The following is a 26,346-nucleotide window of genomic DNA, read 5'->3' on the forward strand; positions in this document are numbered from 1 at the left end:
ACAGCAACTATATTTAACGCCATGACCACCGCAATTGTGCCGCAGCCCTCTCGCCTTTCCCCGCGCACGACCATCCTCCTGATGGCCGTGATCACCTTACTGTTTTCCGCCTGTTCCAGTGTCCGCCTCGCGTACGGCCACCTGGACTGGTGGATGGACCGCACACTCAATAACTACCTGGACCTGGGCGGAGCACAAAAGGACCTGCTACAACAGCGTGTGGATGAGTTCCATCGCTGGCACCGCCAGACCCAGCTGCCCCGCTACGCCGACTATTTCGAAGCTCTGGCCGCCAAGGTGGACGACGCGGACACCACCCCGGCCCAGCTGGATGCCATCGAGACCCAGGTGGATGCGTTCTGGCACGCTTCCATCACCATGCTAAGCGACCTGATGCTGCCGATCGTCACGCAGCTGAATGCCGAGCAGATCGACCAGCTCGCCGAGAACATCCGTAAAGAACGGGAGAAGTCCCTGAAGAAGTGGAACAAGGCGCAGCGCAAACGGGAAAAGGAATTCCGCAAGCAGGCCGAGCGCTGGCTTGGGGATTTGACCGATGCGCAGGAGTCGATGATTGACCGGCAGGTGGCCACCACCACGTTCAACCCCAAGCGTCGGGATGCCCAGCGGCAACTGTGGGCAGAAACCTTTCTCGACATCCTGCGCAATAAACCCGACGGCTATGAAGCCCGGCTGCGCACCCTGTTGATCGACCCCCAAACCCTGTGGTCCGCCGACTACCGCAATATGCAGAATCAGCTGCGCACTCAGGCCAGAACCCTCGCCACGGAAATTCTCGAGAGCGCCACAGCGGAGCAACGGGCGCACCTGAAAAGCACATTGCTGGAATACGCCGCGGACTTTCGGCATCTGGCCACACAGAAACACTGACTGATCGGTGCGTGAGCGCGACCGATTCGGCGCAACCGGTACATTTTCCCCTTCGGTTTCAGTTGCAACAGTTTCCTGGCCACTTTTTCTACCGAAATTCCCTGTTTTTACCGGGTTTTCCAGCAAAAAAATGTCATAAAACATGACGCAATCCGCCCTCTGCTGATAAGCTCCCGTCCCGGCAACTTTCAGAGGAAGTTGCCTGTCAAGAGTTGTCCATCAAGAGAAGAGGATTTTCCGTGCGTATCGAGACCGCCCAACGCGAACAGCTGCAACAGTGGGAAAAAGAACTGGATCAGCAATATCAGCGCATTTGTCAGCATAACCTGAGCCTGGACATCACCCGCGGTAAACCGGCGGCGGACCAACTCTCTCTGTCCGATAGCCTCGACGGCATTCTGAATGGCGACTACCGTGCCCCGGATGGCACCGATACCCGCAACTACGGTGGCCTGGAAGGTATTGCCGCCGCCCGCGAACTGGGCGCCGATATCCTGCAGGTTCCGTTTGACGAAGTCCTCGCCGGCGGCAACAGCTCCCTGACCCTGATGTACCACGCGGTACTGACCGGCTATCTGTTCGGCTTTGCCGGCAACCAGCCGTGGAAAGACATGCGCGCGCCCAAATTCCTGTGCCCGGTCCCCGGTTACGACCGTCATTTCTCCATCTGCGAGCAACTCGGCATCGCCATGGACACGGTCCCGATGACCGCTACCGGCCCGGACATGGACGTACTCGAACAAAAAATCCGCGAAGACGATCAGGTGATTGGCCTGTGGTGTGTGCCCAAGTTCTCCAACCCCACCGGCGTCACCTACGATGCGGACACTGTCGACCGCCTGGCGCAGCTGGCGAAAATCGCCAACCCCGGATTCCGTATCTTCTGGGACAACGCCTACGCCATTCACGACCTCGACCACCAGGTAAAACTGCCGAATATCCGCGAAGCCGCCCTGGGTAATGAAACCGCAGACTCGGTTCTGCAGTTCGCCTCCACCTCCAAAGTGACCCATGCCGGCGCAGGCGTTGCCTTTGTCAGCGCAAGCCCCGCCAACCTGGCCTCCCTGAAGCAGCAGATGTCGGCCATGACCATCGGCCCGGACAAGGTCAACCAGCTGCGCCACGCGCGCCTGTTCCCGGAGCTGACCCAGCTGAAAGAACACATGCAAAAGCATGCAGAAATCCTGCGCCCGAAATTTGCCTGTGTGCTGGAGCACCTGGAGAAGAATTTTGCCGACACCGATCTGGGCGAATGGGAAAAACCTCAGGGCGGTTACTTCGTTTCCTTCAACACCCGCCCGGGCGTCGCCTCAGAGGTGATCCGGCTCTCCGCGGAAGCCGGGGTAAAACTCACCCCCGCCGGTGCCACCTTCCCTTACGGCAAGGACCCGGAGAACACCAATATCCGCATCGCACCGAGCTTCCCGCCTCTGGAAGAACTGGACACCGCCATGTCGGTGTTTGTACTGTGTGTGAAACTGGCGAGCGTGCGCAAAGCACTGGAACAAGCGGCCTGATCTTTGCCGCAGTCCCAAATAAAAAACCGGCAAAATTGCCGGTTTTTTTATGCCTGATGCTCTATACAAACATCAAATCTGATTCCGCCGCGTCTGCCAGGTAATCGGCCGCGCGTACTGATCCACCTTGTCTTCCACCCCCAGCAGCAGGGCAAACAGGGCCATACGCACCAGCAGTCCATTATCGGTCTGCCGGAAAATCGCCAGGCTGGGATGTTCGTTCAGATCGGAATCCAGCTCATTGGCCTCCGCGCGGGAATCTCGCGGCAGCGGATGCATGATGACCGTATTGGGTTCCGCGTGACGGGTGAAAATATCCCGATTCAGGCGGAAGCGACCACGGTAGCGGTCGGCATCCGCCTGGGAGGCAAAGCGCTCTTCCTGGATACGGGTGGAATAGACAATATCCACATGTTTGATCGATGGCTCCAGCTGATCGGTCACAACCACCTGATGCCCGGCCTCGCGCAGCTTCTCGACCACTGAGTCCGGCATTGCCAGCTCCTGGGGTGACACCAGCACCAGCTGTACATTCTTGAACAGGCACAGCAGTTTGCACAGGGAGTGTACGGTGCGGCCGTGCTTGAGGTCGCCAATCATGGCAATGCGGAACTGGTCCAGAGAGCCGCCCTTCCCCTCCAGTTCCTTGCGGATGGTGTACAGGTCGAGCAGCGCCTGGGTGGGGTGCTCATTGGCACCGTCACCACCATTCACGATGGGTACCCGGCTGGCCGCCGCGAACTCGGCCACGGAGCCAGACTGTGGGTGGCGCATGCAGATAATATCGGAGTATCCGGACAGGACCCGCGCGGTATCGTACAGAGATTCCCCTTTTGCCAGGGAGCTTGCGGACACGCCCACCGTCTCCCGCACGGTGCCCCCGAGCAGGTTGAAGGCACAGCCGAAACTTACCCGGGTGCGGGTGCTGGGCTCAAAAAACATGTTCCCGAGAATTGCGCCCTCGAGAACCCGGGTGACTTTTTCCCGGCGGGCGTACGGTACCATGGTGTCCGCCACGGCAAAAATTCGGTCGATGTCACCCCGTTCAAACTGGCTGACGGAAAGGATGTTGGCACCGATAAAGTCCATTGCTGCTCCACGTTAAGCACTGATCGCTACGAATAGCCCCTGCGACACGCCGGATCACCGGCGGCTGGGCGGCGGTATTCTACGCGGCGTTGCGCAAGGGGAACAGCCGCAAGTTGGTGGATGCGCAACGCTTATCCACCCTACACAGTGGCTCGATACGTAGCGACCAGTAGGGCAGTAGGGTGGATAAGCGCAGCGCATCCACCAACCCCCGTTCAACCAAGCAACGCATCACCCCAGGCTTCCAGTTGATCCAGCAGATCACTGCGCTCCGGAAACTCCTCCCGCAACCGCGCGATCTCCTCGAAATACGATTCCATAGTGATGCTCGCCCCGAAGGCCGGATCCGTCAGCCGCTGGTAACGCCACTCTTCCCAGCGCTCCTGCTCTTCTTCATTCAGGGTGTCCGGGAAGTTTCTGGCCCGCAGGCGAAAGAGTAGCTCCGACAGGCGCGAATCGGAAAACGGTGTCTGCCCCGCCAGTGCGGCCGGGCCCCGGCTGGCCAGGGCATTGTGCAACTGCCGGCACAGGTCGCGGTCGGCGTCGTTCAGAAAACCATCGTACAGCCGCGCTTCCACATCCCTGGCCGGGAACTCCCCATCGAGGAATACCTGATGCAGCTTTTCCGTCAGGTCCATCCCCTGCAGAGTCTGCCAGTTGGCTTCGCAGGCGGCCTTGTCGATCTGCAGGTCTGCGGCGCGCTGATCGGAAAGCATATTCGCCGGCGCCAGTACCGGGCAGCGGTTCATATGAATCAGTTTCAGCCCCGCCGGCAGCTCCCCTTCCCCCAGCTTGTCGCGGGCGGTATAGAGACGCTCGCGCAGAGCATCCGGGTCCAGCTCGAGTATCGGCTGCGGGTCCATGGCCAGGTTGGCGCAGATCACGGCATTGCGATTGACCGGGTGCATGGCCAGAGGCAACACATAGGTCAGGTGGCCATGGACCGCAGGCACCTTGCCGGAAATATGCAGCAATGGTTTGCGCTCTCGCGGATTCAGGATCTTTGCCACTTCCTGCTTGCGACGCAGCCTGTAGACATAGTCATACAGCTTGGGCTGCTGTTGCCGGATCAGGCGCGCCATATCAATGGTGGCGCGTACATCGGAAAGGGCATCGTGGGCGCCTTCGTGACTGATGCCATTGGCCGCAGTCAGCTCTTCCAGGCGGAAGGAAGGTACCGGTAAACCATCTGCAACTTCCCGCTGTGGCCATTCGATCCCTTCCGGGCGCAGCGCGTAGGTCAGCCGCACCATGTCGATGATGTCCCAGCGGCTGTTGCCGGACTTCCACTCGCGCTCGTAGGGGTCCAGCAGGTTGCGATAGAGGGTGTGACGAGTGACCTCATCATCGAAGCGCAGGCTGTTGTAACCCACACCGCAGGTCCCCGGCGCTCCCAGCTCACCGAGAATCCGCTGAATGAATTCGATCTCCGGCAGGCCGTCCGCGAACGCCTTCTGCGGGGCTAATCCGGTCACCAGTGCCGCCATCGGCTGCGGCAGACAGTCGCTGGCGGGCCTGGCATAGATCATCAACGGGTCACCGACCTCGTTGAGGTCTTCGTCGGTACGAATACCGGCAAACTGGGAGGGCTTGTCTGCCCCCGGGTCGACACCCCAGGTTTCATAATCGTGCCAATACAAGGTTGTCCCAGACAAAGCGCTTCCCCTCTTCTCATTTTCCTGTCTGCAGGTGACTGCACGCACTGCGCGCCATGGTAACCCACCGGGCAATTGTCGCGCAGGTTGCAATGCCCTCACCGCCCATTAAAATCCCGCGTTCTTCGATATACTCGCATTTTCAAGAACCGCCACGGGATAACGCCCCCCTTATGAATATTCGCCAGCAGCTCAACGACATTTTCCAGACCGCCATGACCGCCGCGGGTATTCCCGCCGAGTGCAGCCCGGCGGTGGCGCCAGCCAAAAAAGCGGGCTTTGGTGATTACCAGGCCAATGGCGCCATGGCGGCGGCCAAGAAAGTGGGGACCAATCCCCGCGAGCTGGCGGCAAAAATCATCGAGAACCTGGGCGAACAGCCCATGATCGAGAAAGTGGAAGTGGCCGGCCCCGGCTTTATCAATATCCACCTGAGCGAATCCTGGCTGGCGGACACCCTCGCCGCTGCCCGTGCAGATGAGCGCCTGAACATCCGCAAGGCAGGCGAACCGCAAACCGCGGTTCTGGACTACTCCCACCCCAACCTCGCCAAAGAAATGCACGTGGGCCACCTGCGCACCACCATTATCGGCGATGCGCTGGCGCGTCTGCTGGAGTTTCAGGGCCACACGGTTATCCGCCAGAACCATATGGGCGACTGGGGCACCCAGTTCGGCATGCTGCTGGCACACCTGGCCGACAAAATGGAAAACCAGGACGCCGAGGTGGCACTGAAAGACCTGGAGGTCTTCTACCGCGAAGCCAAAGTCCGCTTTGATGAAGAGGACGGCTTTGCCGATCGGGCGCGGGAATACGTGGTGAAACTGCAGGGCGGCGACGAAGACTGCCTGAAACTGTGGCAGCGCTTTATCGACATCTCCATCAGCCACGCGGAAGAGATTTACGAGAAGCTCGGGGTTACCCTGCAGCGCTCCGATGTGTATGCGGAGAGCCAGTACAACGACGACCTGCCGGTACTGGTAAAAGACCTGGTGGACCGCGGTATCGCGGTGCAAGACCAGGGAGCCATTGTCGCCTTCCTGCCGGAAATGGCGGACAAGGAAGGCAACCCCAGCGTGGTGATTATTCGGAAGAAGGGCGGTGGATACCTCTATGCCACCACCGACCTGGCTGCCATCCGCTACCGTGCCAACGTATTGAACGCCGACCGTATTCTATACGTGGTTGACGCACGCCAGACCCTGCACCTGCAGCAGGCCTTCACCGTCGCGCGCAAGGCCGGCTATATCGCCGACAGCCAGACGCTGGAGCATTGCGCCTTCGGCACCATGATGGGTGATGACGGCAAGCCGTTTAAAACCCGCACCGGTGGCACCGTGAAACTGGCCGAGCTGCTGGACGAAGCGGTGGAGCGCGCCACCGCACTGGTCGCCGGCAAGAACCCGGAACTGAGCGCGGAAGAACGGAGCGAAATCGGCCGCGTGGTGGGCATCGGGGCGGTGAAATACGCCGACCTCAGTAAAACCCGCACCAACGACTACGTGTTCAACTGGGACGCCATGCTGGCCTTCGAGGGCAACACCGCACCCTACCTCCAGTACGCCTACACCCGTGTGCGCAGCATCTTCCGCCGCGCAGGCGTGGAACCGTCTGATTTACAGGGCGATATCCGTCTCGGCACCGACGCAGAACGCGCGCTGGCGATCAAGCTGAACCAGTTCGGTGAAGTGCTGGATCAGGTTGCCAAAGACACCTTCCCACACGTGCTGTGTACCTACCTGTACGAACTGGCGAGCGCCTACATGGGCTTCTATGAAGCCTGCCCGGTACTGAAAGACGGTGTTAGTGAGGAAGAGAAGGTAAGCCGTCTGCAGCTGTGCGACCTGGTAGCACGCACCCTGTCTACCGGCCTGAACCTGCTGGGTATCGAAACCCTGGAGAAGATGTAAAACCCGAGTGTGTCAGGCGCTTTCGCGGGAGAGTGCCTGCTGCAAAAGCTGCTGGGCGCTGGCCAGATCTGCATCGCGGATCAGCCAGAGCTCGGATTGCCAGTCCAGCTGTTCCTGCGGGCTGTGATCTTTCCCCGCCCCTTCTTCCCCCCCCATGGCAGGCTCCACTCGGGTTTGTTGCGTCAGTACCGGGTAACCGGCAGATTGCAGAAGATTGCGTAGATAGCTGCTGAGAAGCTGGTCGTCGGTGGTGTAGATTTTGCTCGCCATAGTGCGGACTGGTTAACCCTGCAGACCCTGAATACCGGGCTTGTGGCTCGGTGCCAGGTCGAACATCCGTTGTGAAAAAGTATTCCGCCGTTCCAACACTCTGGGGGTACATCCGCGTGGAAAAACGGATCGGGATAAATTAAAGATAGACCAGTCAGACAAACGCCGCTGCCTTATCGCGAAAGAAATTCGCGGCAGTCAGGACCGGACGACGCGCGGCCGCACACCGTGTAGTGTCAGCGGTGCTTCGAGGAAGTAACCAGCTCCAGCGGCCGTGCGACTTTGGTGAGCGACGGCTCTGCGCTCTGCGCCGAATCCGCCGCTAGCGATTCCGAATACAGCTGGTATTTATTTTTGCCGTGGCGCTTGGCGTGGTACATCGCCATATCGGCTTTCTGCAGAACCCCTTCCAGGGTTTCTTCCCGCTCCTCTACCGCAACCACCCCCACGCTCATGGTGACGGTAACGAGGTTGTCGACAATTTTTACCGGTTGCGCCACGGTATTCAGCAGTTTTTCTGCCAGGGTGCGATACGCCTTTTTACCTTTTACGCCACGCACCAATACACAGAATTCATCACCCCCGAGACGCGCGACAATATCACCGCAGCGCATCACACTGAGCAGGCGCCGGGCGATAACACACAGCAGCTCGTCACCACCCTGGTGCCCCAGGGTGTCATTGACCTGCTTGAAATCGTCCAGATCAATAAAAAACAGAAAACACTGTTCACGCACATCTGCCGGCTGGTGTCGCGCAAGTTCCAGATGAAACTCCAGCTGCTCCAGCAGGCTGAGCCGATTCGCCAGCCCCGTCAGACTATCGTGCATCGCAATCTGCTCCAGCTGAGCAGTCTTGCGCGTCACCATGTCATTCATGTCCTGCAGCTGATCGCAGACGGTCAGACCGGTGTTATCCAGCACATCCAGTTCATCGTATTTTTCCAGGCTTTTGTGCACCGGGCGAATCAACTGACGTGCATCGTCAAAGCGGCCATTGGTCAGCAGCGGCAGTGCCTGCGCCAGCCGTCGCAAACGTACGATCGGTCCCCACAGGGTGCCGGCGACTGCGGCACTGAAGATCAGTGCACCAAGCACCGAAAACAGCAGCAGTAACTGCAGCGAATCATCGATGTGCCCGACCTGGTCCGACACATCTTCAATAAATACAAACTGCGCGCCATCGTCCTCCGCGCCCACTGTCATGGTACGGATATCAAACTGGCGATTGTCCAGCTCGTACACCCGCGCGCGGTTATGCAGATTTTCAACAGCCGCCACCTCCCCGGCCAACTGCTTCAATAAAGGCAACATTCGCTCGCGGGACGTGAGAGACAGCACTTCCCGCCCCCAACCCGGCAAGTAAGCGCCACTCCCGCCGCTCACGGGCACCGCGCGCACCGCCGACAGAATACCGATGTCAGAACCACTCATTTCACGGAAACGCTGCAGTTGTTGCGCCAGCGGGCGCTCGATCTGCAGTACGTAATCCCCGCCGCGGGCGCGCATGGGCACGGACAGGCTCTGAACACAGCCCGGGTCACAGGCAACCCGCTCCAGTGGTTGGTTGCGCATCAATACCCGCGCGACCTGTTCCGCACTCAGCTGACTGTAAGGCGCCCCCCAGCTCAATACCGGCTTGCTGTTGGCATCGTAGATTTTTAACGAGTGCAGATCCCAGCTCTGCTGAAGCAGTTCCCATTGACGATCCAGCGCCTGCTGCAGTTCTTCCCGGGTGGAGATTCGCCCGCGCGGGCTGAGGGCAATCAGTTCTGCCAGCCGCGCCATTTCAAGACGGGACTGCTGTAACAGGCCAGAGACCTGAAACTGAAAATTGAGGTGCCGATGTTCGCGATTTTTCGCCAGCAGAGACTGCAGGTTGCCGTTGCCGAGCAGGATAAAAAACAGGCACATTGCCACGACCAGCAGTGCGGAAAGCAGGCAGGCTTTGAAGCGCAAAGTGTTGACGTTTGCCTGAGGCAACACGGTGAGTCCCCTTAATTCCCTGGGTCTATGGCTGTACGCAACTCCGGCAACAGCTTCTTATCAATCATTGAGTATGGCGCAAATCTTCAGGCCAGCCCGCTCAGGCGCATGCGCACAGACAAAAATAGCGCCACAATGCCAAAAACAGGATTTATGTCACAAAATTGTCCCGCTTTCAGCATAAGTTTGACCGCATAGTGCCCCAATTGCCCACACACACTGCGGTTGCTAAGATGCGCGCCTTCTGGCAACCGGTATTACCCCACCGCCCGTGCTTGTCTCTCTTACGCTGCGGTGCCGGTAACTGGGCATGTTCACTCTGCCACACCATTATTACCGAATGCCGAACGCAGGAATCGCCGGTCACCGGCCTGCGCGTCCCGCGAACTTAGACGGATCCGCTTTCCCGATCCACTTTGCTACTTTTGAGCGTTCGCGTTTACCGGCAATACTCCGGCAAGCGCCGTCAGCGTTTACAGGAATCCAACCACCATGACCCAACCTTCCCTCAAGCAGTTGGAACAGCACGACGCCTTTATCCGCCGCCATATTGGCCCGGACGCCGCGCAGACTCAGGCCATGCTCGACACCCTCGGCGTCGCTACCCTGGATGAACTGATTGCAAAGACCGTGCCCGCCGCCATTCGCAAGTCCGATGATCTTGCCCTGGCCGATGCGGTGGACGAGCAGGAAGCGCTGGCGGAACTGAAAGCCCTGGCCCAACGCAACAAGATCTTCCGTACCTTTATCGGTATGGGTTACCACGACACCATCACGCCCAATGTCATCCTGCGCAATGTGCTGGAAAATCCGGGCTGGTACACCGCCTACACCCCCTACCAGCCGGAAATCGCCCAGGGCCGTCTGGAAGGCCTGCTGAACTTCCAGCAGATGATCATGGATCTCACCGGTATGGAACTGGCCAATGCCTCCATGCTGGACGAAGGCACCGCCGCGGCGGAAGCCATGGCCATGTGTAAGCGCCAGGCCAAGCGCAACAAGTCCAACGTCTTTTTTGTGGACGCAGACTGCCACCCGCAGACGATCGCGGTGGTACAGACCCGCGCCGAACACTTCGGCTTTGAGGTGGTGGTGGGTAACCCGGAAAGCGACCTGCCGAAAGAACTGTTCGGCGCCCTGTTCCAGTACCCGGGTTCCACTGGTGTGGTACGCGACCTCACCGACCTGATCGCCAAGGTGCACGAGGCCAACGCCCTGGTCACCGTCGCCGCGGATCTTATGAGCCTGGTCGCCCTGAAAGCCCCGGGCACCATGGGTGCAGACGTGGTGGTGGGTTGCAACCAGCGCTTCGGTATCCCCATGGGTTATGGCGGCCCCCACGCCGGTTTCTTCGCCTTCCGCGAAGCCTACAAGCGCTCCGCACCTGGCCGCATCATCGGCGTATCCGTCGACAGCAAAGGCAAGCGCGCCCTGCGCATGGCCATGCAGACCCGGGAGCAGCATATCCGCCGCGAGAAGGCCAACTCCAACATCTGTACCTCCCAGGTACTGCTGGCGGTCATGAGCGCCTTTTACGCGATCTATCACGGCCCCGAAGGCCTGAAAACCATCGCCGCGCGCATCCAACGCCTCACCGATATTCTCGCCGCCGGCCTGAAAGAAAAGGGCCTGGATCTCACCCATGACAGCTGGTTCGATACCCTCACCGTTGCCGTGGGTGACAAGCAGTCTGAAATTTTTGATCGCGCCATCGCCGCAGAAATCAATCTGCGCAAAGTGGGCAGTGACGCGCTGGGCATCAGCCTGAACGAAACCACCAAGCTGACGGACGTATCCGAACTGCTGAACATTTTTGTCGGCGGCGACCACGGGCTGGACCTGGACAAGATCGACAGCGGACTGTCTGCCAAAGGCGTAGCCGGCGTACCGGCGAACCTGCAGCGCGACACCGAATTCATGACCCATCCGGTGTTCAACACGCATCATTCCGAAACCGAAATGCTGCGCTACCTGAAAACCCTGGAGTCCAAAGACATCGCCCTGAACCACAGCATGATTCCGCTGGGTTCCTGCACCATGAAACTGAACGCCACCGCGGAAATGATCCCGGTGACCTGGCCGGAATTCGGCAAGCTGCACCCGTTTGCCCCGGCCGATCAGGCCGAAGGCTACCGCGCGATGTTCACGCAGCTGGAAGCCATGCTGGCGGAATGTACCGGTTACGACGCCGTGAGCCTGCAGCCGAACGCCGGCTCCCAGGGTGAGTACGCGGGCCTCGTCGCGATCAAGAAATACCTGGAAGCCAAAGGTGAAGGCCAGCGCGATATCTGCCTGATCCCCGCCTCTGCCCACGGTACCAACCCCGCCTCCGCGATGATGGTGAGCATGAAGGTGGTTGTGGTTGCCTGTGACAATAAGGGCAACGTGGACGTGACCGACCTGAAAGCGAAGATCGAAGAACACGGCGACCGCATCGCCGCGCTGATGGTCACCTACCCGTCCACCCACGGTGTATTCGAGGAAGGTATTCGCGAGATCTGCGAGCTGGTCCACAACGCTGGCGGCCAGGTGTATATCGACGGCGCCAACATGAACGCGCTGATTGGTGTCGCGGCTCCGGGCAAGTTCGGTGGTGACGTATCCCACCTGAACCTGCACAAGACCTTCTGTATCCCCCACGGTGGCGGCGGCCCCGGCATGGGTCCGATCGCCGTCGGCGAACACCTGAAGCCCTACCTGGCCGGTCACCCGGTGACCGAGGTACCGGGCAACGATCCGGTCAACGGCACCATTTCCGCAGCCCCCTGGGGCTCTGCCAGTATCCTGCCGATCAGCTGGATGTATATCCGTATGATGGGTAAACAGGGCATGAAGCTGGCCACCGAGACCGCAATCCTGAACGCCAACTATGTGGCCAAGAAGCTGAGCGAGCACTACCCATTGCTGTACAAAGGCAGCAACGGTTTTATCGCCCACGAATGTCTGATCGACCTGCGTCCGCTGAAGGAAGCCAGTGGCATCACCGAAGAAGACATTGCCAAGCGCCTGATGGATTTCGGTTTCCACGCGCCCACCATGTCCTTCCCGGTAGCCGGCACCCTGATGATCGAGCCCACAGAGTCCGAAGCCCAGGAAGAACTGGACCGCTTCGTGGAAGCCATGGCGACCATTCGCCAGGAAGCGGAAGACGTGGCCAGCGGCAAATACTCTGCAGAGGACAACCCCCTGCACAATGCGCCCCATACCCAGGACGACGTGATGACCGACGACTGGACCCACCCCTACAGCCGCGAAGTCGCCGGCCGCCCGGCGGCCTGGCTGAAGCACCACAAGGTGTGGCCCGCGTCGAACCGTATCGACAATGTGTATGGGGACCGCAACCTGATCTGCTCCTGCCCACCGGTTGAGAGTTATATGGACTGAGTCCGGGACGACAGGCACAAAAAAGCCGGAGCATTGCTCCGGCTTTTTTGTTTGCGCTGTCCCGTCTTGAAATAGCACAAAATAATTATGCGGGGACTAACGGACGATTCCGGTACCAGTGATTGACCCGCAGTGCCAGCGCGATGATGCCGATACTGATCACCACCGTCGCCATGGTCAGGTATTCACTACTGAGCGCCCCCAAAAAACCGGATTCGGGAACGGTGTCCGTGTGCTGATAGCTGGCCGCCGCCATCCCCGTGTAATGCATCCCGCACACCGCAACCCCCATCACCAGTGCACTGCCAAATTTTTGCCAGGAGCCATGCAGATGGAACGCCATCCACAGCGCCGCAAATGACGCCGCCACCGCGATAAGCACGGAAATAAGCAGAATATTCAGGTCATACTCGATTTCCGCCGGCATCAGCATGGCGTCCATCCCCATGTAATGCATGCCAGCCACCGCGCCCCCCATAAACACAGAGGTAGGCATCAGCTTTTCCAGGGTAAAACGACGCGCGCCGAGAATCGCGAGGCCCGCAGTACAGGCGGCTACCGCAATGACGACTGAGAGCAGAGTTTTAAACACGTCGTAAGACATGGGCATATGCGACTCGAGCGCCAGCATACCCACAAAATGCATGGACCAGATAGCACCCCCGCCCATCGCCAGACCGGCAAAAGCGATAGCCCGCCAACGGTCGGCCTGGAGAATCGCCTCGCGGATACCGGTTACCAGTTGCAGCGCCGCAAAGGACCCCAAAACGGAAATTGCGTAAGACAGAATAACCAGTGGCAGGCTGTACTGATCAAGCATTAAGTTTTCTCCCTAAAAATTAGTGCCAAGGCAAAAAGCCGCGGATTATAGGGAGGGCAAAATGTGACCGTCGGGCCTTAACAGTTCTTTACACTAAACTGGTCGACCAGATGATCGCGATGCCAGTAAGACGATATTTGCGCCAGATCCGGAGCATGGCTCCGGCGAATTAGGCTGAGAAGTTAGCGACAGTCAGATCGCGAGCTCTTCCCGCTGGCGACGGCGGTGGCTGCCAATGGCCAGGGTCAGCACCAACGAAGTGGTCACAACCAGAAAGATGCTGATACCCAGATATTCACCGCCCAGCGAGCCGGCAAACCAGGCCTCATTGACAATATTGGTGTGCTCATAGCGCGCGGCCGCCATACCGGTATAGTGCATGCCGCAAACAGCCACACCCATGAGCAGGGAACTACCGATCATCTGTAACTTGCCGCGCATATGGAATGCCATCCACAGAGCGGCACAGGATGCGACTACACCGATAATTACGGAGATAATCAGGATGTTCAGGTTATAGGAAACCTCCATCGGCATAATCATTGCCGCCATGCCCATATAATGCATTCCCGCGACACCACACCCCATAAAGATACCGGCCGGTAAAAGCTTATCAAAACTGAATAATCCAATACCGGCAATACCAAGGCCAATAGAGCAGGCAGCCATCGCAATCACTGCGGACAATACTGTCAAGAATACATCGTAGGTAACCGGCATCCCCATGTCATACGCCAACATGGCAATAAAATGCATTGTCCAGATAGCACCGCCGCCCATCGCGGCACCGGCTTTTATAATTGCCTTTTTCTTTTCTGCTTCATCCTGCGCAGCGGGAATTGCCACTGCCAACTGTAAAGCGGTAAACGAACCTAATACCGCCACCAGAAACGAAAGTCCTACCAGTACTGGATTGTATTCTGCGACCATTTCCCTTCCCCATCTTAGGATTTATTTTTCGATCAAATAAGCAACCAACCACCCTGTTAAGAACCGGTCAATCAACCACTTCAAACACACATTCAGATGCACCCTCACTCCGACACTGCACTTCTCGCACCACCACCCGGCTACTTGCGCCCGATTCGTGCAGCAGGCCCTGCAGGAAGCCACAGAAGAAATCGCCATTGCGGCAGTGTGACCCCGGAAGACAGAATGGATTGTTTTTCACGTGCACCGCAAAATCGTGCGTTTCCGCGGGTAGCAAGGCGCGCAGAGCCGGTTGCGCAATCTGGCGCAGCGCACTTTTTAGATCCAGCTGGCCGCCCAGAGCGTAATCCCGCTTGTAGACCCAGGCTCCAACCCGCACGCCGATAAATTTCAGACTGGGGCCCCACTGGGCATCGCTGACCTGCTGCTGTAGCTCCAGGAGTTGAGGAAAAATTTTCGGATAGCTTTTCGCCAGCTTGGGTAACACCGGTTCAACGATGCTGATATCCGGTGTGGATGTGGCAGGCTTTCGACGCGGCGCGGGGGGCGTCTGTGCCGGTCTGGGCGCCGCTGCTGGGCTCCTACGCGCGGTCCCCCGTGCGGCCGGAGATGGAGCCGCACTCGTAGCAGGAGTCGTTTGCACCGCAGGAGCGTGGTCGGCTTCAAATCCGGTCACCAGGGGATGAGAGCTCAACTGATCTTCAAGCTCCAAAAGCCGGCTCCGGTCCCCGCTCAACTTCAACCACAATTGCACTCCGCTCGGAGTCGACATCATGCGCTGACGATGCAGGGTAAAACCGCACGCAATAACAACACTCCCCATTTCCCGCAATAAGCCATCTTTGATGTCAGAAAATACAGTTACTTCAATATCCATATTGCCGCCTGTTTCTTTTAATAATCTTTTTACTTCACGCTAATCGCTATTTTTGTTACTGCGTCCGGTAATGACACAAGGCCATACCTGTGACCGGAAAATACGTTCGATTCAAAAGAAATGACTTTACGGTGTTAACCAGCTCACTAATTTAATAATTAGTTATAGCACTTATTTCCTATTTTTTAGTCCGCGCTTTATCGGTCGTCAAATGAGAGGAAAAAAGCGGCGAGCGAGGTAATGATCGGCCGATAAAACCGAATATGACCAGACAGTCCAAGTTGACTTTCTATTAGCTACAAATAGCTACAAATGGTTCAAGTGGCAGCAAATTAATTAAAATAGCGCCACTTTTGTAAATTGAGACGCCGCAAAAAATGGCAAAAAAATAATTAAAAAAATATGAAAGCCGCGAAATCATCCTAAGGAGTGGACCGGAATGAAATTCGGGAGATAGAAATGCCCGTCTCAGGCAAACGAAATGACAATAATGGTAATAGCTTTTGGCTATCAGCCTCTTCCCACAGACGCGATCTGAACGCCACCTGCTCATTAATCGAACAGGCTTTAACCTGCCGTCAGGCAAACTAGTTAATCACTCCTCAGTACGGGGGTCACCTGACAACGGGGTCGCGGCACTCGCCTCTCACCTCACCACCCAGCTGTGAAACCGCGCGATCGATCACGAAATACCCATCCCGGCAAAAGCCGGTTTCCTTCAGTTTCAATTCCAGTGCGTAATCAAAGTTCACACGCTGCCCGCGCCCGGCACGCCCCCGCCCGAGATCCTGTTGTCGCACCATTCCGCCGCGCGTTTGCGGGCTTTCGGTATAAGGGCCACGCAGTTGCGGGGCGGCCATCTCCAGGGTGTAGGTAAAACGCTTGGACCCATTGGCCGCTACCTCCGTATGAAAAGATTCTTTCAGGCCCGGATTGGGTGCAGTGGGTTCACTGGCACAACCGGCCAAAATCAAAGCGGAACATGCGATTGCACAACGAGTAACCAAGTTAGCCCCCAATTCAAAAGTATCTCGACAACCTTCATGCCGGACCCGTTCCGGATTCCGGCTCCAATACAGCACATGCACTGTGCTGTGCTGTGCTGTGCTGAATACCGGCCTTCACCGACATGGCACAAATAAACGACTATTTAAACACCACGGTGCGGTTCCCGTGAATAAACACCCTTTCTTCCAGCACCAGCTGCAATGCCCGGCTCAACACCTGTTTTTCCACATCCCGGCCAGCGCTGGCCATGGACTCCGCTGAGTAGCCGTGGTCCACATGGATAATATCCTGCTCAATGATCGGCCCCTCATCCAGATCATCGGTAACAAAGTGCGCCGTGGCACCGATGATTTTCACACCGCGCTCAAACGCCTGCTGATACGGCTTCGCGCCAATAAATGCAGGGAGAAAAGAGTGGTGGATATTGATAATGCGGCTCTGGAAATGCGCAACGAACTGCGGAGTAAGTACCCGCATATACTTGGCCAGGATCAGGTAATCCGGCGCGTACCGGTCTACCAGTTCAACCACCTGCGCCTCGTGCTCAGCCCGCTCCAGGTTATCGGCAGGAACCCAGTGAAATGGGATATCGAACTTTTCCACCAGCGGCTGCAGCACTTGGTGGTTACCAATCACCGCGGCGATCTCCACATCCAGAGCACCGGAGTAGCACTTCATCAGAATGTCGCCCAGGCAATGTGATTCCTTGGTGACCATCAATACCAGCCGTTTGCGCCCGCTGGCTACCAGCTTACGGGTTGCGCCTTCGGGTAATGTCAGGTCCAGATCTTCCAGTAGCGTCGCATCGTTGAAAATGCCTTCCAGCGCAGTGCGCATAAAAAACCGGCCCTGGGCCCGATCGACAAACTCGTCATTCTTAATGATATTCAGCTGGTGCTTGTAGCAGATGTTGGTGATCTTGGCGATCAGGCCCTTCGCATCGGGGCAATCCGTTAGCAGTATCTTCTTTTCCATCGTCAAAAATCAGACTAATTGTTCAGAGGGCTGACTATACACTATGCGCATACCTGTACCTGCCTAACAGGACAAACTTTACACAATTTCGGGGTTAGAACCGGGAGATTTATGGATAAGCAACTCTTCGCCGACCATTTGGCCACACTCTGCAAGCGCTACGACGACATCCTCGAGCAGTGCGGGTTCGACACACTCAACGTCTTCAGTGGGGCACCATCAATACAGTTCCTTGATGACAATTACTACCCGTTCCGAGTGAACCCCCAATTCAAGGTACTGGTTCCGGTTACCGACAACCCCCACAGCTGGGTGATCTATCGTCGGGGACAGAAACCCAAACTGCTGTTTTACCGCCCGGTAGACTTCTGGCACTACGTCCCCCCCGCCCCCCAGACATTCTGGAGTGACGAATACGACATAGAACTGCTCGCCAAACCAGACGAAGCCAAAGCGTATCTCACCGGGGAAAACGCCGCGTTTATTGGCGAGGCTGCCAGGTTTGACGGCTGGGAAATCGGCCAGCGCAACCCGCAGCACCTGATCGCCCAGCTGCACTGGGCTCGCGCCTATAAAACCCCCTATGAGTTCACCTGCCTGCGCGAAGCCAACCGAATCGCCGTTCGCGCCCACCAAGCCGCAGAAGAAGCCTTCCGCGCTGGCGCCAGCGAATTTGAAATCAATCTCGCCTATCTGAAAGCCGCGGGGCAAGGCGAAAATCAGATGCCCTATGGCAATATCATCGGCCTCAACGAGCACGGAGCCATCCTGCACTACACCCACTTGTCGACGGAGCCACTCCCGGAAAGTGAAAGGCGCAGCTTCCTGATCGACGCCGGTGCAGACTGCAATGGCTACTGTGCCGACATCACACGCTCCTACGCCTACCGTGAAGGCGAGTTTGCGGAGCTGGTAAGTGCAATGCACGACAAAGAACAGGAACTGGTGGCGGGCCTCACCCCGGGCGCTTCCTATGTCGAGTTGCACAAAAGCTGTCATCAAAAGATCGGTCAGCTTCTGCAACAGTTCGGCGTAATCAAAACCTCTCCGGAGAGCGCAGTGGAATCCGGCCTCACCCGCACCTTTATGCCTCACGGCCTCGGCCACTTCCTCGGCCTGCAGGTTCACGATGTGGGCGGCCATCAGGCCGCTCCCGAAGGCGGCACCACACCACCGCCAGCGGAATACCCGTTCCTGCGTACCACCCGCACCATTGAAGAGAACCAGGTCTTTACCATCGAGCCCGGCCTGTACTTTATCGACAGCCTGCTGGGAGAGCTGAAAGAATCCCAACTGGCCGATGAAGTAAACTGGGACAAAGTAGAAAAACTGCGCCCGTTCGGTGGTGTGCGCATTGAAGACAACGTCATCGTACACGCAGATCACGTGGAGAATATGACGCGGGATTGCTACGGCAACTAATCCCCCCCCGTAGGGGGCCTGCTTGCAGGCGAACAGAGTGCCCCGACAGGTTCGCCTGCGGGGCAAGCTCCTATATCCGAATCTATATACGGCCCCAACCAAAACGGCCGTACCAATTTCGCGCAAATAATAGCCAAGAGTAACGCTCTTATATATGATTCCTCCCAATCAGAAATTCAAAGGGAGTTGAATCATGTTTGCCAAAAAAGGCTTCAAGCAAGATATCGTGATTGCCGGCAAATCCGCCGGTAAAATAGTCTCCATCACTCCACAAGCGGAACCCGTATACAACGAAATCCGCAATCTCGCCAAACAGGGTAACTACTGGGCCCAGATCACCGTCAATGCCCTGCACCAACTAACCTCCGGCCGCCTTCACCAAGATAATATCTTTATCAAACCCGGTCCCGTACACCGCGGTGGTGAAGAAGAGTTCGTGATGATCCTGCCCGGATGCAAAGTGACTGTGGAGAAGCAGTCCAAGGATGCGTTCAAGGTTGTTTACTTTGAGGCGGATGCTGGGTATGCGGAGTTGCAGAATAAAGATGAAACACCAGGGCTGTTTCATGCGACTCACCTCGCAAACAAAGGATGGACAGCCAAAAAGAGTAAAACAGGAACACTAAAGGGGAATGAAGGGAGGCTCGTCGCAATAGGGAATTCACGGTATTCGAATAGTACAATTGCCGCCCAAACAGCTGCGCCATATATAGCAGCAAGCCACTACAGCGCATCAGTGGGTGAACGAGACCTAAGACAGAATGGTTTTGACCTACATTACACACCGAGTGAAAAAAGAATTGGTGGGCTACGAAATCTCAAAGGTGCTTTAAAACCCCTGCAGGCGCAGGATATCCATTCATCGGCTTTACTTCTTGCGCGAACAATGTACAAAGCAAGAAAAATCGCCAATGTAAGCTGGATTTCCGAGAACGGCGGATCGGCAGTGCTGACACAAGCAATGAAGATACTGGCGGACCAAGGCGTAAAGCTCTCGAAGCACAATATATTCTTGTATCAGCCCAAGACTTCGCAGGTTGAAACTTTATCCGTTGCTCGTAAGCTTGAAATAAACGTAGAACGAAAGTTCACTGAAGTTTCCGCTTTAAATTTTGCCGGTGTGCTTGGACAACCAGCAGCCTCGTTGAACCGGCTCGTAAATGAAAAAAATTATAAACTTGGACATTTGATAGGTGACGGAGCAACCTTTAGCGGGCTTGTCGCTACTGCTGGAGGAGTCGCAGCCACCACAGCAGGTCTTGCTGGAGTTAATATTGGTGCAATTGCTGGAAGCCTTGGAGTTGCAGGTGCCGCTGCAGTTCCCGCACTTGGTGCTTTCTTACAAGCGCTCTCTAATGCCACTCCGTACTTCAAGAAAGCGAAAGAAATTGGAGACTCAGCGATGAAAGCAACTGAGCAGTTTTCCCCTAGACTGCACAACAAAATCAAGAGCAAATTCTAATGCTGAATTTTATCAAATATAACAGGATCAAGCTTAGGGACTTGAATACCCCCTGTGTCCCACATGGGCCTGACTTTCTTAAATCAAAAAAATTTTCCTACAAATTTCGCTCCAGTGAGCTAAAGTTTCAGGCTCCAACGCAACATCATCTTTTTCGATCCGGCATGGAACAGTGGACACCAAAATGGAAAGAGGATGAGTTAGATCAGCTACATAACAGTGATATCTATTCCCATGACTACACGTGGGAATCTCGAATTATTTTCCAACGAAAATATGCATTCTTCGGACCTTGGTTTAGCGGTGAAAAAGCTAGGGCGACCTTCGTTATAGGGGTCACTACGCCGGCAAAGCCAAATGGAAAAATAAACTTTCTGCACCCCAAAGCGTTCGAAGTGGCAATCTCAGGCTATTTAACCGCAACGGTCGGGCATTTACATCATGACTCGGATGGGGAACCGTACTACCACGGCCCAGTCAGTTGGAAGCCTCGCTTAGACTTTCCGGTTCCTGCGGTAGAATTTAAAATTGAAGACTTCGAGAGTCATCAACCAGATTACTACTTATGCTTCGCGATCGATAAAGATCGGATCATGACTGTTGAACTTACATACTCTCAGCATGCATCAGGAAGTATGAGTGAAGTAGATGCAGTTATCAGCCCAAAGCCAGCACAAGATTTGATTGAAAACATTATCAACAGCGTAGAGTTCTCGCCGTCCCCTACGCTAGAACATGAGCTGGCCGAGCTACGCAAGACCTGCCCGGATTTATCGGTAAGTAAAGACTTCCCACCCCTCAAGTGGCCAGCAACGGTTGATGAGACCGGTTTGAATATCGTGGAACTGAACGCGGAGCGCCGAAAGGCATTGGCAGGATAGAAATTAGCAGGCTCCTACATGATCCATAGACTTCAGGGTTGATTTTACTGGCCATGTAATATTCAATCATTTTCATGTTTTCCTCACCAAGCATGAAAATGGCTAAAGATGATTGAACTGCGACACCTGAAGGCTCTGGTTACCCTCCGAGAGACCGGTAGCATGGTGCGGGCGGCTGAGCGCTTGCACCTGACCCAGTCGGCCCTGTCTCACCTGTTCAGGGAGATGGAAGACCGCCATGAACAGGCGCTGTTTGTGCGTAAGTCCCGTCCCCTGCAATTTACCACTGCGGGATTGCGGCTGTTGCAGTTGGCGGACGAAGTACTGCCCCGAGTCGCCGTTGCCCAGCGGGATATCGCCCGGCTTGCCTCCGGTCAGGCGGGGCGGTTGAATATCGCCATCGAATGTCACAGTTGCTATCAGTGGCTGATGCCAACCCTGGATGCCTACCGTGACGACTGGCCCGAGGTCGAGCTTGACCTGTCCAGCGGCTTCCACTTTGCCCCCCTACCCGCCCTCACCCGTGGCGATCTCGATCTGGTGGTCACCAGCAACCCCGACGATTCACTGAAAGGCATCCACTACGAGCCGCTGTTCAGTTTCGAGATGTGCCTGGCTGTCAGCCGCAAGCACCCACTTGCTGACAAGAAGTGGGTCACACCGGAAGATCTGGAAGATGAAGTGCAGATCACCTATCCGGTAGAACGGGAACGGCTGGATATATTTCAGAACTTTCTCGACCCGGCGGGTGTGGAACCACATTCGGTGCGCACAGCGGAGTTGACGGTGATGACGGTACAGCTGGTAGTGAGTGGGCGCGGTGTGTGCGCGCTTCCAAATTGGGCACTTTACGAATATTTACAGAAAGGTTTGGTACAACAGCTTAGACTGGGCAAGAGTGGTCTATGGAGTACACTCTATGCGGCCGTGCGCGAAGAGATGCTGGAACAGGCGTTTCTGCAGGATTTTTTCACCACCGCGAGAGATACCTGCTTTGCCAACCTCAATGGCGTGCGCGCAGCAACCACTGGCGTAACCTGAACGATAAAACGAACACCATAAGGGGAAGTTTATGGCCTCCACTCCCAATAGCTGGAGCAAAGCACTCAAAACACTGCACTGGCTGATTGCCTTTTTTATTCTGTTTGCCTGGGCATCCGTCGAGCTGCACGAGTTTTATGAGAAAGGCGACCCCATGCGCGGCTGGTGGATGGTGGTGCATTTCTCTCTAGGCTTTTCAGTACTCTTCCTGGGCCTGTTCCGCCTCTACTGGCGCGCCACCCATGGGCGCCCGACTCTCTATGGCAGTGGGCTGCAGAAACCCGTATCGCTACTTGTACAAAGCCTGATGTACATCATCATGATCGGCATGCCCCTGTCCGGACTGATGATGCGTCAGTTCGCCGGCCGCGATACACCGCTGTTCTGGCTGTTTGATCTGCCGTCGTTTGTGGAGAAAAACATCGATCTGGCAAAGCAGCTGGCATTTATCCACAAGGAGTTTTTGTGGAACGCGCTGCTGGTATTACTGGTACTGCATATTGGCGGGGCACTGTGGCATCACTTTGGCACCAAGGACAATACCTTGCGGCAGATGTTGCCGTTTGGGAAAACGAAATAGCAGGTATGAATTTCGGATAAACAAAAAGGGCACCGCAAGCGGTGCCCTTTTTGTTTGGCTGGATACCGGCCTTCGCCGGTATGACGGAAGCCTGCGCCATGACGGGAGCGCGTCATCCCGGACTTGACCCGGGATCCAGATGACTCGAAGTGCGGAGCTTCGCTTCCCTGGATACCGGCATTCGCCGGCATGACGGGAGCCTGCGGCATGACGGGAGCGTGTCATCCCGGACTTGATCCGGGATCCAGATGATTCGAAGTGCGGAGCTTCGCTTCCCTGGATACCGGCATTCGCCGGCATGACGCTTGAGGCTTAATCCCGCGGTTTTTTCGGCTTGCGTTTCTTGGCCTCGAACGGCGGCTTGCCGCCCTTACCGCTACCGCCCTGCTCCGCAAACTTGGAGATATTCATGGGGCGGCCGTTTACGCGTACTTTTTTCAGGTGCTGGAAGATCTCTTTGGGCATGCCTTCCGGCAGATCCACGGTGGTGTAGTCCGGGTAGATCTCGATGCGCCCGATGTAGGAGCTGTCCAGGTCCACTTCGTTGGCGATGGCACCCACAACACTGCCGGGGCGCACACCGTGTTCGCGACCGACTTCGATGCGGAAGCGCTCTTTGCCTTCGTCCGGCGGGCCAACGTGCTTTTCTTTGTCGAAAGACTTTCGCTCGCGCTTGTTGCGCTTGCGATCGTCGCGGTCGCCACGGCGGTCATCGCGATCATTAAAGTCGCGCTGTTTGGGTTCGCGCTCGTCCAGCAGCAACGGCTGGTCGCCCTGTGCCATAGCCGCGAGGGCTGCGGCCACGTTCAGCGGATCGACTTCGTTATCGGCAAGAAACTGTTCCACCAGATCGCGGAACGGGGCCAGATCGCTGTCGCCTTCCAGGGTATCGCTGATACGCTGACGGAATTTTTCCATGCGCGACGCGTTCACCGCCTTGGCGGTAGGCAGCTCCAGACGTTCAATCGGCTTTTTGGTGGCCTTTTCAATCACGCGCAGCATACGGCGCTCGCGGGGGGCCACAAACAGGATGGCATCGCCCTCGCGCCCGGCACGACCGGTACGGCCGATGCGGTGAATATAGGCTTCGGTATCGTAGGGAATATCGTAATTGATCACGTGACTGATGCGTTTTACATCGAGGCCACGGGCGGCAACGTCGGTGGCGACCACGATATCGAGGCGACCTTTTTTCAGCTTGTCGATCACCTGCTCACGCAGATTCTGCGCCATATCCCCGTTCAGGGCGGCACTGGCAAAACCACGGGCGGCGAGCTTGTCGGCGATCTCTACGGTGGCGTTCTTGGTACGCACAAAAATAATGGTGCCATCCACCGGCTCGGCTTCCAGAATCCGGGTCAGCGCATCCATCTTGTGCAGTCCACCTACCGGCCAGTAGCGCTGGCGGATGGTATCGGCGGTCTCGGTTTTCACCTTGATTTTCACGTCCACCGGGTTGTCCAGGTGGTCACGGGCGATCTTGGCGATCTCCCGGGGCATGGTGGCGGAGAACAGCGCAATCTGGCGCTCGTCCGGAATCTGCTCCAGTACCCATTCCACATCGTCGATAAAGCCCATGCGCAGCATTTCGTCGGCTTCGTCAAGTACCAGGGTCTTCAGGTCGGACAGGTCCAGGGTGCCCTTACGCATATGGTCCATCACCCGGCCGGGGGTGCCCACAACCAGTTGCACGCCGCGCTTCAGCTGCTGGATCTGGCCGCGGTAGTCCGCACCGCCGTATATCGGAGCGACGTGGAACCCCTTCAGATTGGCCGCATAGGATTGGCAGGCTTCTGCCACCTGGATGGCCAGCTCGCGGGTTGGCGCCAGCACCAGTGCCTGGGGACGCTTTTTCTTCAGGTCGAGGCTCGCCAGTAACGGGAGCGCAAAGGCCGCTGTTTTGCCCGTTCCTGTCTGTGCCTGGCCCAGCACGTCGCGGCCTTCCAGCAGTGACGGAATAGTCTGCGCCTGGATGGGGGACGGGGTTTCGTAGCCAAGTTTGGTGACAGCGTCGAGAATTTCAGCGGGCAGGCCCAACTGGTCAAAACCAGTGGCCGTAGGGGTATCGGTCATATTGGAGTTCACTTGAATGTACATAAGGCCGGGCCGGGCCACAGGACCCGTCAAGGGTAACCATAGCGCACGGCGGAGGATTGCTGGGCAAGGCGAAGAAGCCCATTAATAGCACCGGCTATTTCAAGCTTTTTCAACTCTGAGACAGGGGCCTGTGGCGAGGAGGTCTGTTACCCAATACATCTTTTGTCCCGCTGGTGGCCACATCAGGGCTGGGGGGACAAAAGGCTGCGCAGTCTACCAGTTTGACAGCAGACTGCCAGTTTATTTTTTGACCGGGTAAGCCTAAGGTCACGCCGCCGCGTATTCTTTCTCGCCGGCAACTTCAGCGGCATCACTTTCGATATCAGCCACCAGAGAGGGAGACATACGCACCCAGGCGAGTGCGACCGCGTGGTCCAGGTTCCTGAAAAAGCTACCATCCAGCTGGGTCTGCTCATACAAATAGGTGCGAAACACCTCAAACAATTCACGGTCCACGGGCTGGGCGCACCGCCAGAAGCCATCAAGCCCACCTTGATGCGTCAATCCGCGCTGGTCGTACAGAGCGCGGCCGAGGGTGATGGTTGGCACGCCGTGCAACAGTGCCGATATACCGACCGTACTGTTTATGGTGATAAGCCCCTTGGCGTGATCCAGCAGGGTGGGGAGATGCAGGTCATGGCAGTACACAATCCGCCCGGAAACTCCGTGGGCGCGAGCCAGCCGCTCAATCAAGCCGCCATAGTGACAAAACCCCCGATCCATCGGGTGGTGCTTGATCACCAATAGTTCATTCTGGGCAGCGCCTTCAGCAAACGAACGGACGACTTCGCCAATAGAATCCTCTATGCCCGAATAATTCGAGTGCTCCCGGATCTGGAAATCATCCTGGGTCTGCAGCGCGTACAGATAAAACTCACCGCTATGACGCCCCGTCAACGCGCGCAGATACTTGCGCTGAGTGAGCTTGTACACACCTTTCCGGTACCCGCTTTTTAGCCAGCAGATACCCTCTTGAAGCCAGTTACGCGGGCGGTGGTGACGGTAATGGGGAAATTCTCGCTGGGCGATTCTGGCTGAAATGTAATAGGCGACCGCGAAATAGGCGCGCTGCCAGAAGGTGCGGCCAATATGCACATTGGTGCTACGGTTGTGGGGTTGGTAACGTCGAACGGTTTCTGGGGCCCAGTCCGTGGGAGAAAAGCCGTTGACACCGCCCTGTTCCAGGGTCACAAAATCCGGACGCAGGTATCCTTCCTCAAATACCCAGAAAGCCACCCCCAGCTGATCACAGACTGAGCGGGCGTCACGGTGGTATTCGCGGCAATCACCGTAGACCACCACGGAGCGAATATCATTCTGGCGCAGGTAGCCTGCAAAATACTCCGGCCAACTGGCGCGGCCACCGGTGTAGTCCACCTGGTGATCCGCCCAGGCAAAGAACCGATCTCCGCCGTTAAAATTGATCTTGTGCGTGGCAATACCACACGCAGAGAAATAACGGGCGCACCGCGCAAAAAATGGACCGTGCGGCCCCTGCAAGAATACGATCCCTGTCATTCCCACCCCCAATCCACCCCAATGTACTTATCAG

General features: G+C 56.8%; 20 protein-coding genes. 9 read left to right on the top strand and 11 right to left on the bottom strand.

What is annotated here, in order from left to right; all coding sequences use genetic code 11:
• The first annotated feature begins 21 nt into the window (after positions 1 to 21).
• Both LRR79_RS15420 and LRR79_RS15425 read left to right on the top strand, forming a co-directional pair.
• Complete coding sequence (locus LRR79_RS15420; RefSeq protein ID WP_231758059.1) at positions 22 to 891, top strand: DUF6279 family lipoprotein; 870 nt, start codon at positions 22 to 24, stop codon at positions 889 to 891.
• A gap of 239 nt (positions 892 to 1,130) precedes the next feature.
• Entirely contained in the window at positions 1,131 to 2,408 is a 1,278-nt protein-coding gene (locus LRR79_RS15425; RefSeq protein ID WP_231758060.1) for an aminotransferase class I/II-fold pyridoxal phosphate-dependent enzyme, read from the top strand.
• A gap of 72 nt (positions 2,409 to 2,480) precedes the next feature.
• Here LRR79_RS15425 and LRR79_RS15430 read toward each other — a convergent pair whose 3' ends face one another.
• Both LRR79_RS15430 and sbcB read right to left on the bottom strand, forming a co-directional pair.
• On the bottom strand, positions 2,481 to 3,497 hold the full coding sequence (locus LRR79_RS15430; protein WP_231758061.1) for an aspartate carbamoyltransferase: 1,017 nt from the start codon (positions 3,495 to 3,497) through the stop codon (positions 2,481 to 2,483).
• Between the two features lie 215 nt (positions 3,498 to 3,712).
• Positions 3,713 to 5,152 carry an exodeoxyribonuclease I gene (gene sbcB, locus LRR79_RS15435; protein ID WP_231758062.1) on the bottom strand — a complete coding sequence of 480 codons (1,440 nt, stop codon included), beginning with the start codon at positions 5,150 to 5,152 and terminating at the stop codon, positions 3,713 to 3,715.
• Positions 5,153 to 5,325: 173 nt separating this feature from the next.
• Here sbcB and argS point away from each other — a divergent pair, with 173 nt between their 5' ends.
• Positions 5,326 to 7,062, top strand: a complete 1,737-nt coding sequence (gene argS / locus LRR79_RS15440; protein WP_231758063.1) for an arginine--tRNA ligase — start codon at positions 5,326 to 5,328, stop codon at positions 7,060 to 7,062.
• A gap of 12 nt (positions 7,063 to 7,074) precedes the next feature.
• Here the strand turns inward: argS and LRR79_RS15445 are convergent, their stop codons facing one another.
• Complete coding sequence (locus LRR79_RS15445; RefSeq protein ID WP_231758064.1) at positions 7,075 to 7,332, bottom strand: DUF2007 domain-containing protein; 258 nt, start codon at positions 7,330 to 7,332, stop codon at positions 7,075 to 7,077.
• Between the two features lie 236 nt (positions 7,333 to 7,568).
• Positions 7,569 to 9,317: a diguanylate cyclase domain-containing protein gene (locus LRR79_RS15450; RefSeq protein ID WP_231758065.1), complete on the bottom strand. Its 1,749-nt coding sequence runs from the start codon at positions 9,315 to 9,317 to the stop codon at positions 7,569 to 7,571.
• 492 nt (positions 9,318 to 9,809) lie between these two features.
• Here LRR79_RS15450 and gcvP point away from each other — a divergent pair, with 492 nt between their 5' ends.
• On the top strand, positions 9,810 to 12,701 hold the full coding sequence (gene gcvP / locus LRR79_RS15455) for an aminomethyl-transferring glycine dehydrogenase (RefSeq protein WP_231758066.1): 2,892 nt from the start codon (positions 9,810 to 9,812) through the stop codon (positions 12,699 to 12,701).
• An 85-nt stretch (positions 12,702 to 12,786) separates the two neighbouring features.
• Here gcvP and LRR79_RS15460 read toward each other — a convergent pair whose 3' ends face one another.
• The 5 genes from LRR79_RS15460 to purU all read right to left on the bottom strand — a co-directional run bounded on the left by LRR79_RS15460 (position 12,787) and on the right by purU (position 17,311).
• A complete protein-coding gene (locus tag LRR79_RS15460) occupies positions 12,787 to 13,521 on the bottom strand; it encodes an MHYT domain-containing protein (RefSeq protein ID WP_231758067.1) in 735 nt (244 codons plus the stop codon).
• 192 nt (positions 13,522 to 13,713) lie between these two features.
• Complete coding sequence (locus tag LRR79_RS15465; RefSeq protein WP_231758068.1) at positions 13,714 to 14,451, bottom strand: MHYT domain-containing protein; 738 nt, start codon at positions 14,449 to 14,451, stop codon at positions 13,714 to 13,716.
• Between the two features lie 67 nt (positions 14,452 to 14,518).
• Entirely contained in the window at positions 14,519 to 14,938 is a 420-nt protein-coding gene (locus LRR79_RS15470; protein WP_231758069.1) for a V4R domain-containing protein, read from the bottom strand.
• A gap of 1,004 nt (positions 14,939 to 15,942) precedes the next feature.
• Positions 15,943 to 16,302 carry a hypothetical protein gene (locus tag LRR79_RS15475; RefSeq protein WP_231758070.1) on the bottom strand — a complete coding sequence of 120 codons (360 nt, stop codon included), beginning with the start codon at positions 16,300 to 16,302 and terminating at the stop codon, positions 15,943 to 15,945.
• A gap of 172 nt (positions 16,303 to 16,474) precedes the next feature.
• On the bottom strand, positions 16,475 to 17,311 hold the full coding sequence (gene purU, locus LRR79_RS15480; protein ID WP_231758071.1) for a formyltetrahydrofolate deformylase: 837 nt from the start codon (positions 17,309 to 17,311) through the stop codon (positions 16,475 to 16,477).
• A gap of 111 nt (positions 17,312 to 17,422) precedes the next feature.
• Here purU and pepQ point away from each other — a divergent pair, with 111 nt between their 5' ends.
• From pepQ to LRR79_RS15505, 5 genes are all read left to right on the top strand, one after another.
• Complete coding sequence (gene pepQ / locus LRR79_RS15485) at positions 17,423 to 18,733, top strand: Xaa-Pro dipeptidase (RefSeq protein ID WP_231758072.1); 1,311 nt, start codon at positions 17,423 to 17,425, stop codon at positions 18,731 to 18,733.
• 193 nt (positions 18,734 to 18,926) lie between these two features.
• Complete coding sequence (locus tag LRR79_RS15490) at positions 18,927 to 20,195, top strand: hypothetical protein (protein WP_231758073.1); 1,269 nt, start codon at positions 18,927 to 18,929, stop codon at positions 20,193 to 20,195.
• Positions 20,195 to 21,076, top strand: coding sequence for a hypothetical protein (locus LRR79_RS15495; protein ID WP_231758074.1), 882 nt, complete (start codon positions 20,195 to 20,197; stop codon positions 21,074 to 21,076). Before LRR79_RS15490 ends, LRR79_RS15495 begins: the two co-directional genes overlap by 1 nt.
• Positions 21,077 to 21,184: 108 nt before the next feature.
• On the top strand, positions 21,185 to 22,117 hold the full coding sequence (locus tag LRR79_RS15500) for a LysR family transcriptional regulator (protein ID WP_231758075.1): 933 nt from the start codon (positions 21,185 to 21,187) through the stop codon (positions 22,115 to 22,117).
• Positions 22,118 to 22,148: 31 nt separating this feature from the next.
• Positions 22,149 to 22,697, top strand: a complete 549-nt coding sequence (locus tag LRR79_RS15505; protein ID WP_231758076.1) for a cytochrome b — start codon at positions 22,149 to 22,151, stop codon at positions 22,695 to 22,697.
• 312 nt (positions 22,698 to 23,009) lie between these two features.
• Here LRR79_RS15505 and LRR79_RS15510 read toward each other — a convergent pair whose 3' ends face one another.
• Both LRR79_RS15510 and LRR79_RS15515 read right to left on the bottom strand, forming a co-directional pair.
• Positions 23,010 to 24,770, bottom strand: coding sequence for a DEAD/DEAH box helicase (locus LRR79_RS15510; protein WP_231758077.1), 1,761 nt, complete (start codon positions 24,768 to 24,770; stop codon positions 23,010 to 23,012).
• A 291-nt stretch (positions 24,771 to 25,061) separates the two neighbouring features.
• Positions 25,062 to 26,312: a capsule biosynthesis protein gene (locus tag LRR79_RS15515; protein ID WP_231758078.1), complete on the bottom strand. Its 1,251-nt coding sequence runs from the start codon at positions 26,310 to 26,312 to the stop codon at positions 25,062 to 25,064.
• Positions 26,313 to 26,346 lie beyond the last annotated feature (34 nt).

The sequence above is a fragment of the Microbulbifer elongatus genome (assembly GCF_021165935.1).
Lineage (GTDB): Bacteria > Pseudomonadota > Gammaproteobacteria > Pseudomonadales > Cellvibrionaceae > Microbulbifer > Microbulbifer elongatus.

Excerpts from the sequence above, each read along its gene's own strand:
- LRR79_RS15490 (WP_231758073.1), top strand. The coding sequence starts at position 18,927 with ATGTTTGCCAAAAAAGGCTTCAAGCAAGATATCGTGATTGCCGGCAAA.
- LRR79_RS15500 (WP_231758075.1), top strand. The coding sequence starts at position 21,185 with ATGATTGAACTGCGACACCTGAAGGCTCTGGTTACCCTCCGAGAGACC.
- LRR79_RS15510 (WP_231758077.1), bottom strand. The coding sequence starts at position 24,770 with ATGACCGATACCCCTACGGCCACTGGTTTTGACCAGTTGGGCCTGCCC.
- argS (WP_231758063.1), top strand. The coding sequence starts at position 5,326 with ATGAATATTCGCCAGCAGCTCAACGACATTTTCCAGACCGCCATGACC.
- LRR79_RS15495 (WP_231758074.1), top strand. The coding sequence starts at position 20,195 with ATGCTGAATTTTATCAAATATAACAGGATCAAGCTTAGGGACTTGAAT.
- LRR79_RS15465 (WP_231758068.1), bottom strand. The coding sequence starts at position 14,451 with ATGGTCGCAGAATACAATCCAGTACTGGTAGGACTTTCGTTTCTGGTG.
- LRR79_RS15420 (WP_231758059.1), top strand. The coding sequence starts at position 22 with ATGACCACCGCAATTGTGCCGCAGCCCTCTCGCCTTTCCCCGCGCACG.
- gcvP (WP_231758066.1), top strand. The coding sequence starts at position 9,810 with ATGACCCAACCTTCCCTCAAGCAGTTGGAACAGCACGACGCCTTTATC.
- purU (WP_231758071.1), bottom strand. The coding sequence starts at position 17,311 with ATGGAAAAGAAGATACTGCTAACGGATTGCCCCGATGCGAAGGGCCTG.
- LRR79_RS15505 (WP_231758076.1), top strand. The coding sequence starts at position 22,149 with ATGGCCTCCACTCCCAATAGCTGGAGCAAAGCACTCAAAACACTGCAC.
- LRR79_RS15515 (WP_231758078.1), bottom strand. The coding sequence starts at position 26,312 with ATGACAGGGATCGTATTCTTGCAGGGGCCGCACGGTCCATTTTTTGCG.
- LRR79_RS15445 (WP_231758064.1), bottom strand. The coding sequence starts at position 7,332 with ATGGCGAGCAAAATCTACACCACCGACGACCAGCTTCTCAGCAGCTAT.
- pepQ (WP_231758072.1), top strand. The coding sequence starts at position 17,423 with ATGGATAAGCAACTCTTCGCCGACCATTTGGCCACACTCTGCAAGCGC.
- LRR79_RS15430 (WP_231758061.1), bottom strand. The coding sequence starts at position 3,497 with ATGGACTTTATCGGTGCCAACATCCTTTCCGTCAGCCAGTTTGAACGG.
- LRR79_RS15460 (WP_231758067.1), bottom strand. The coding sequence starts at position 13,521 with ATGCTTGATCAGTACAGCCTGCCACTGGTTATTCTGTCTTACGCAATT.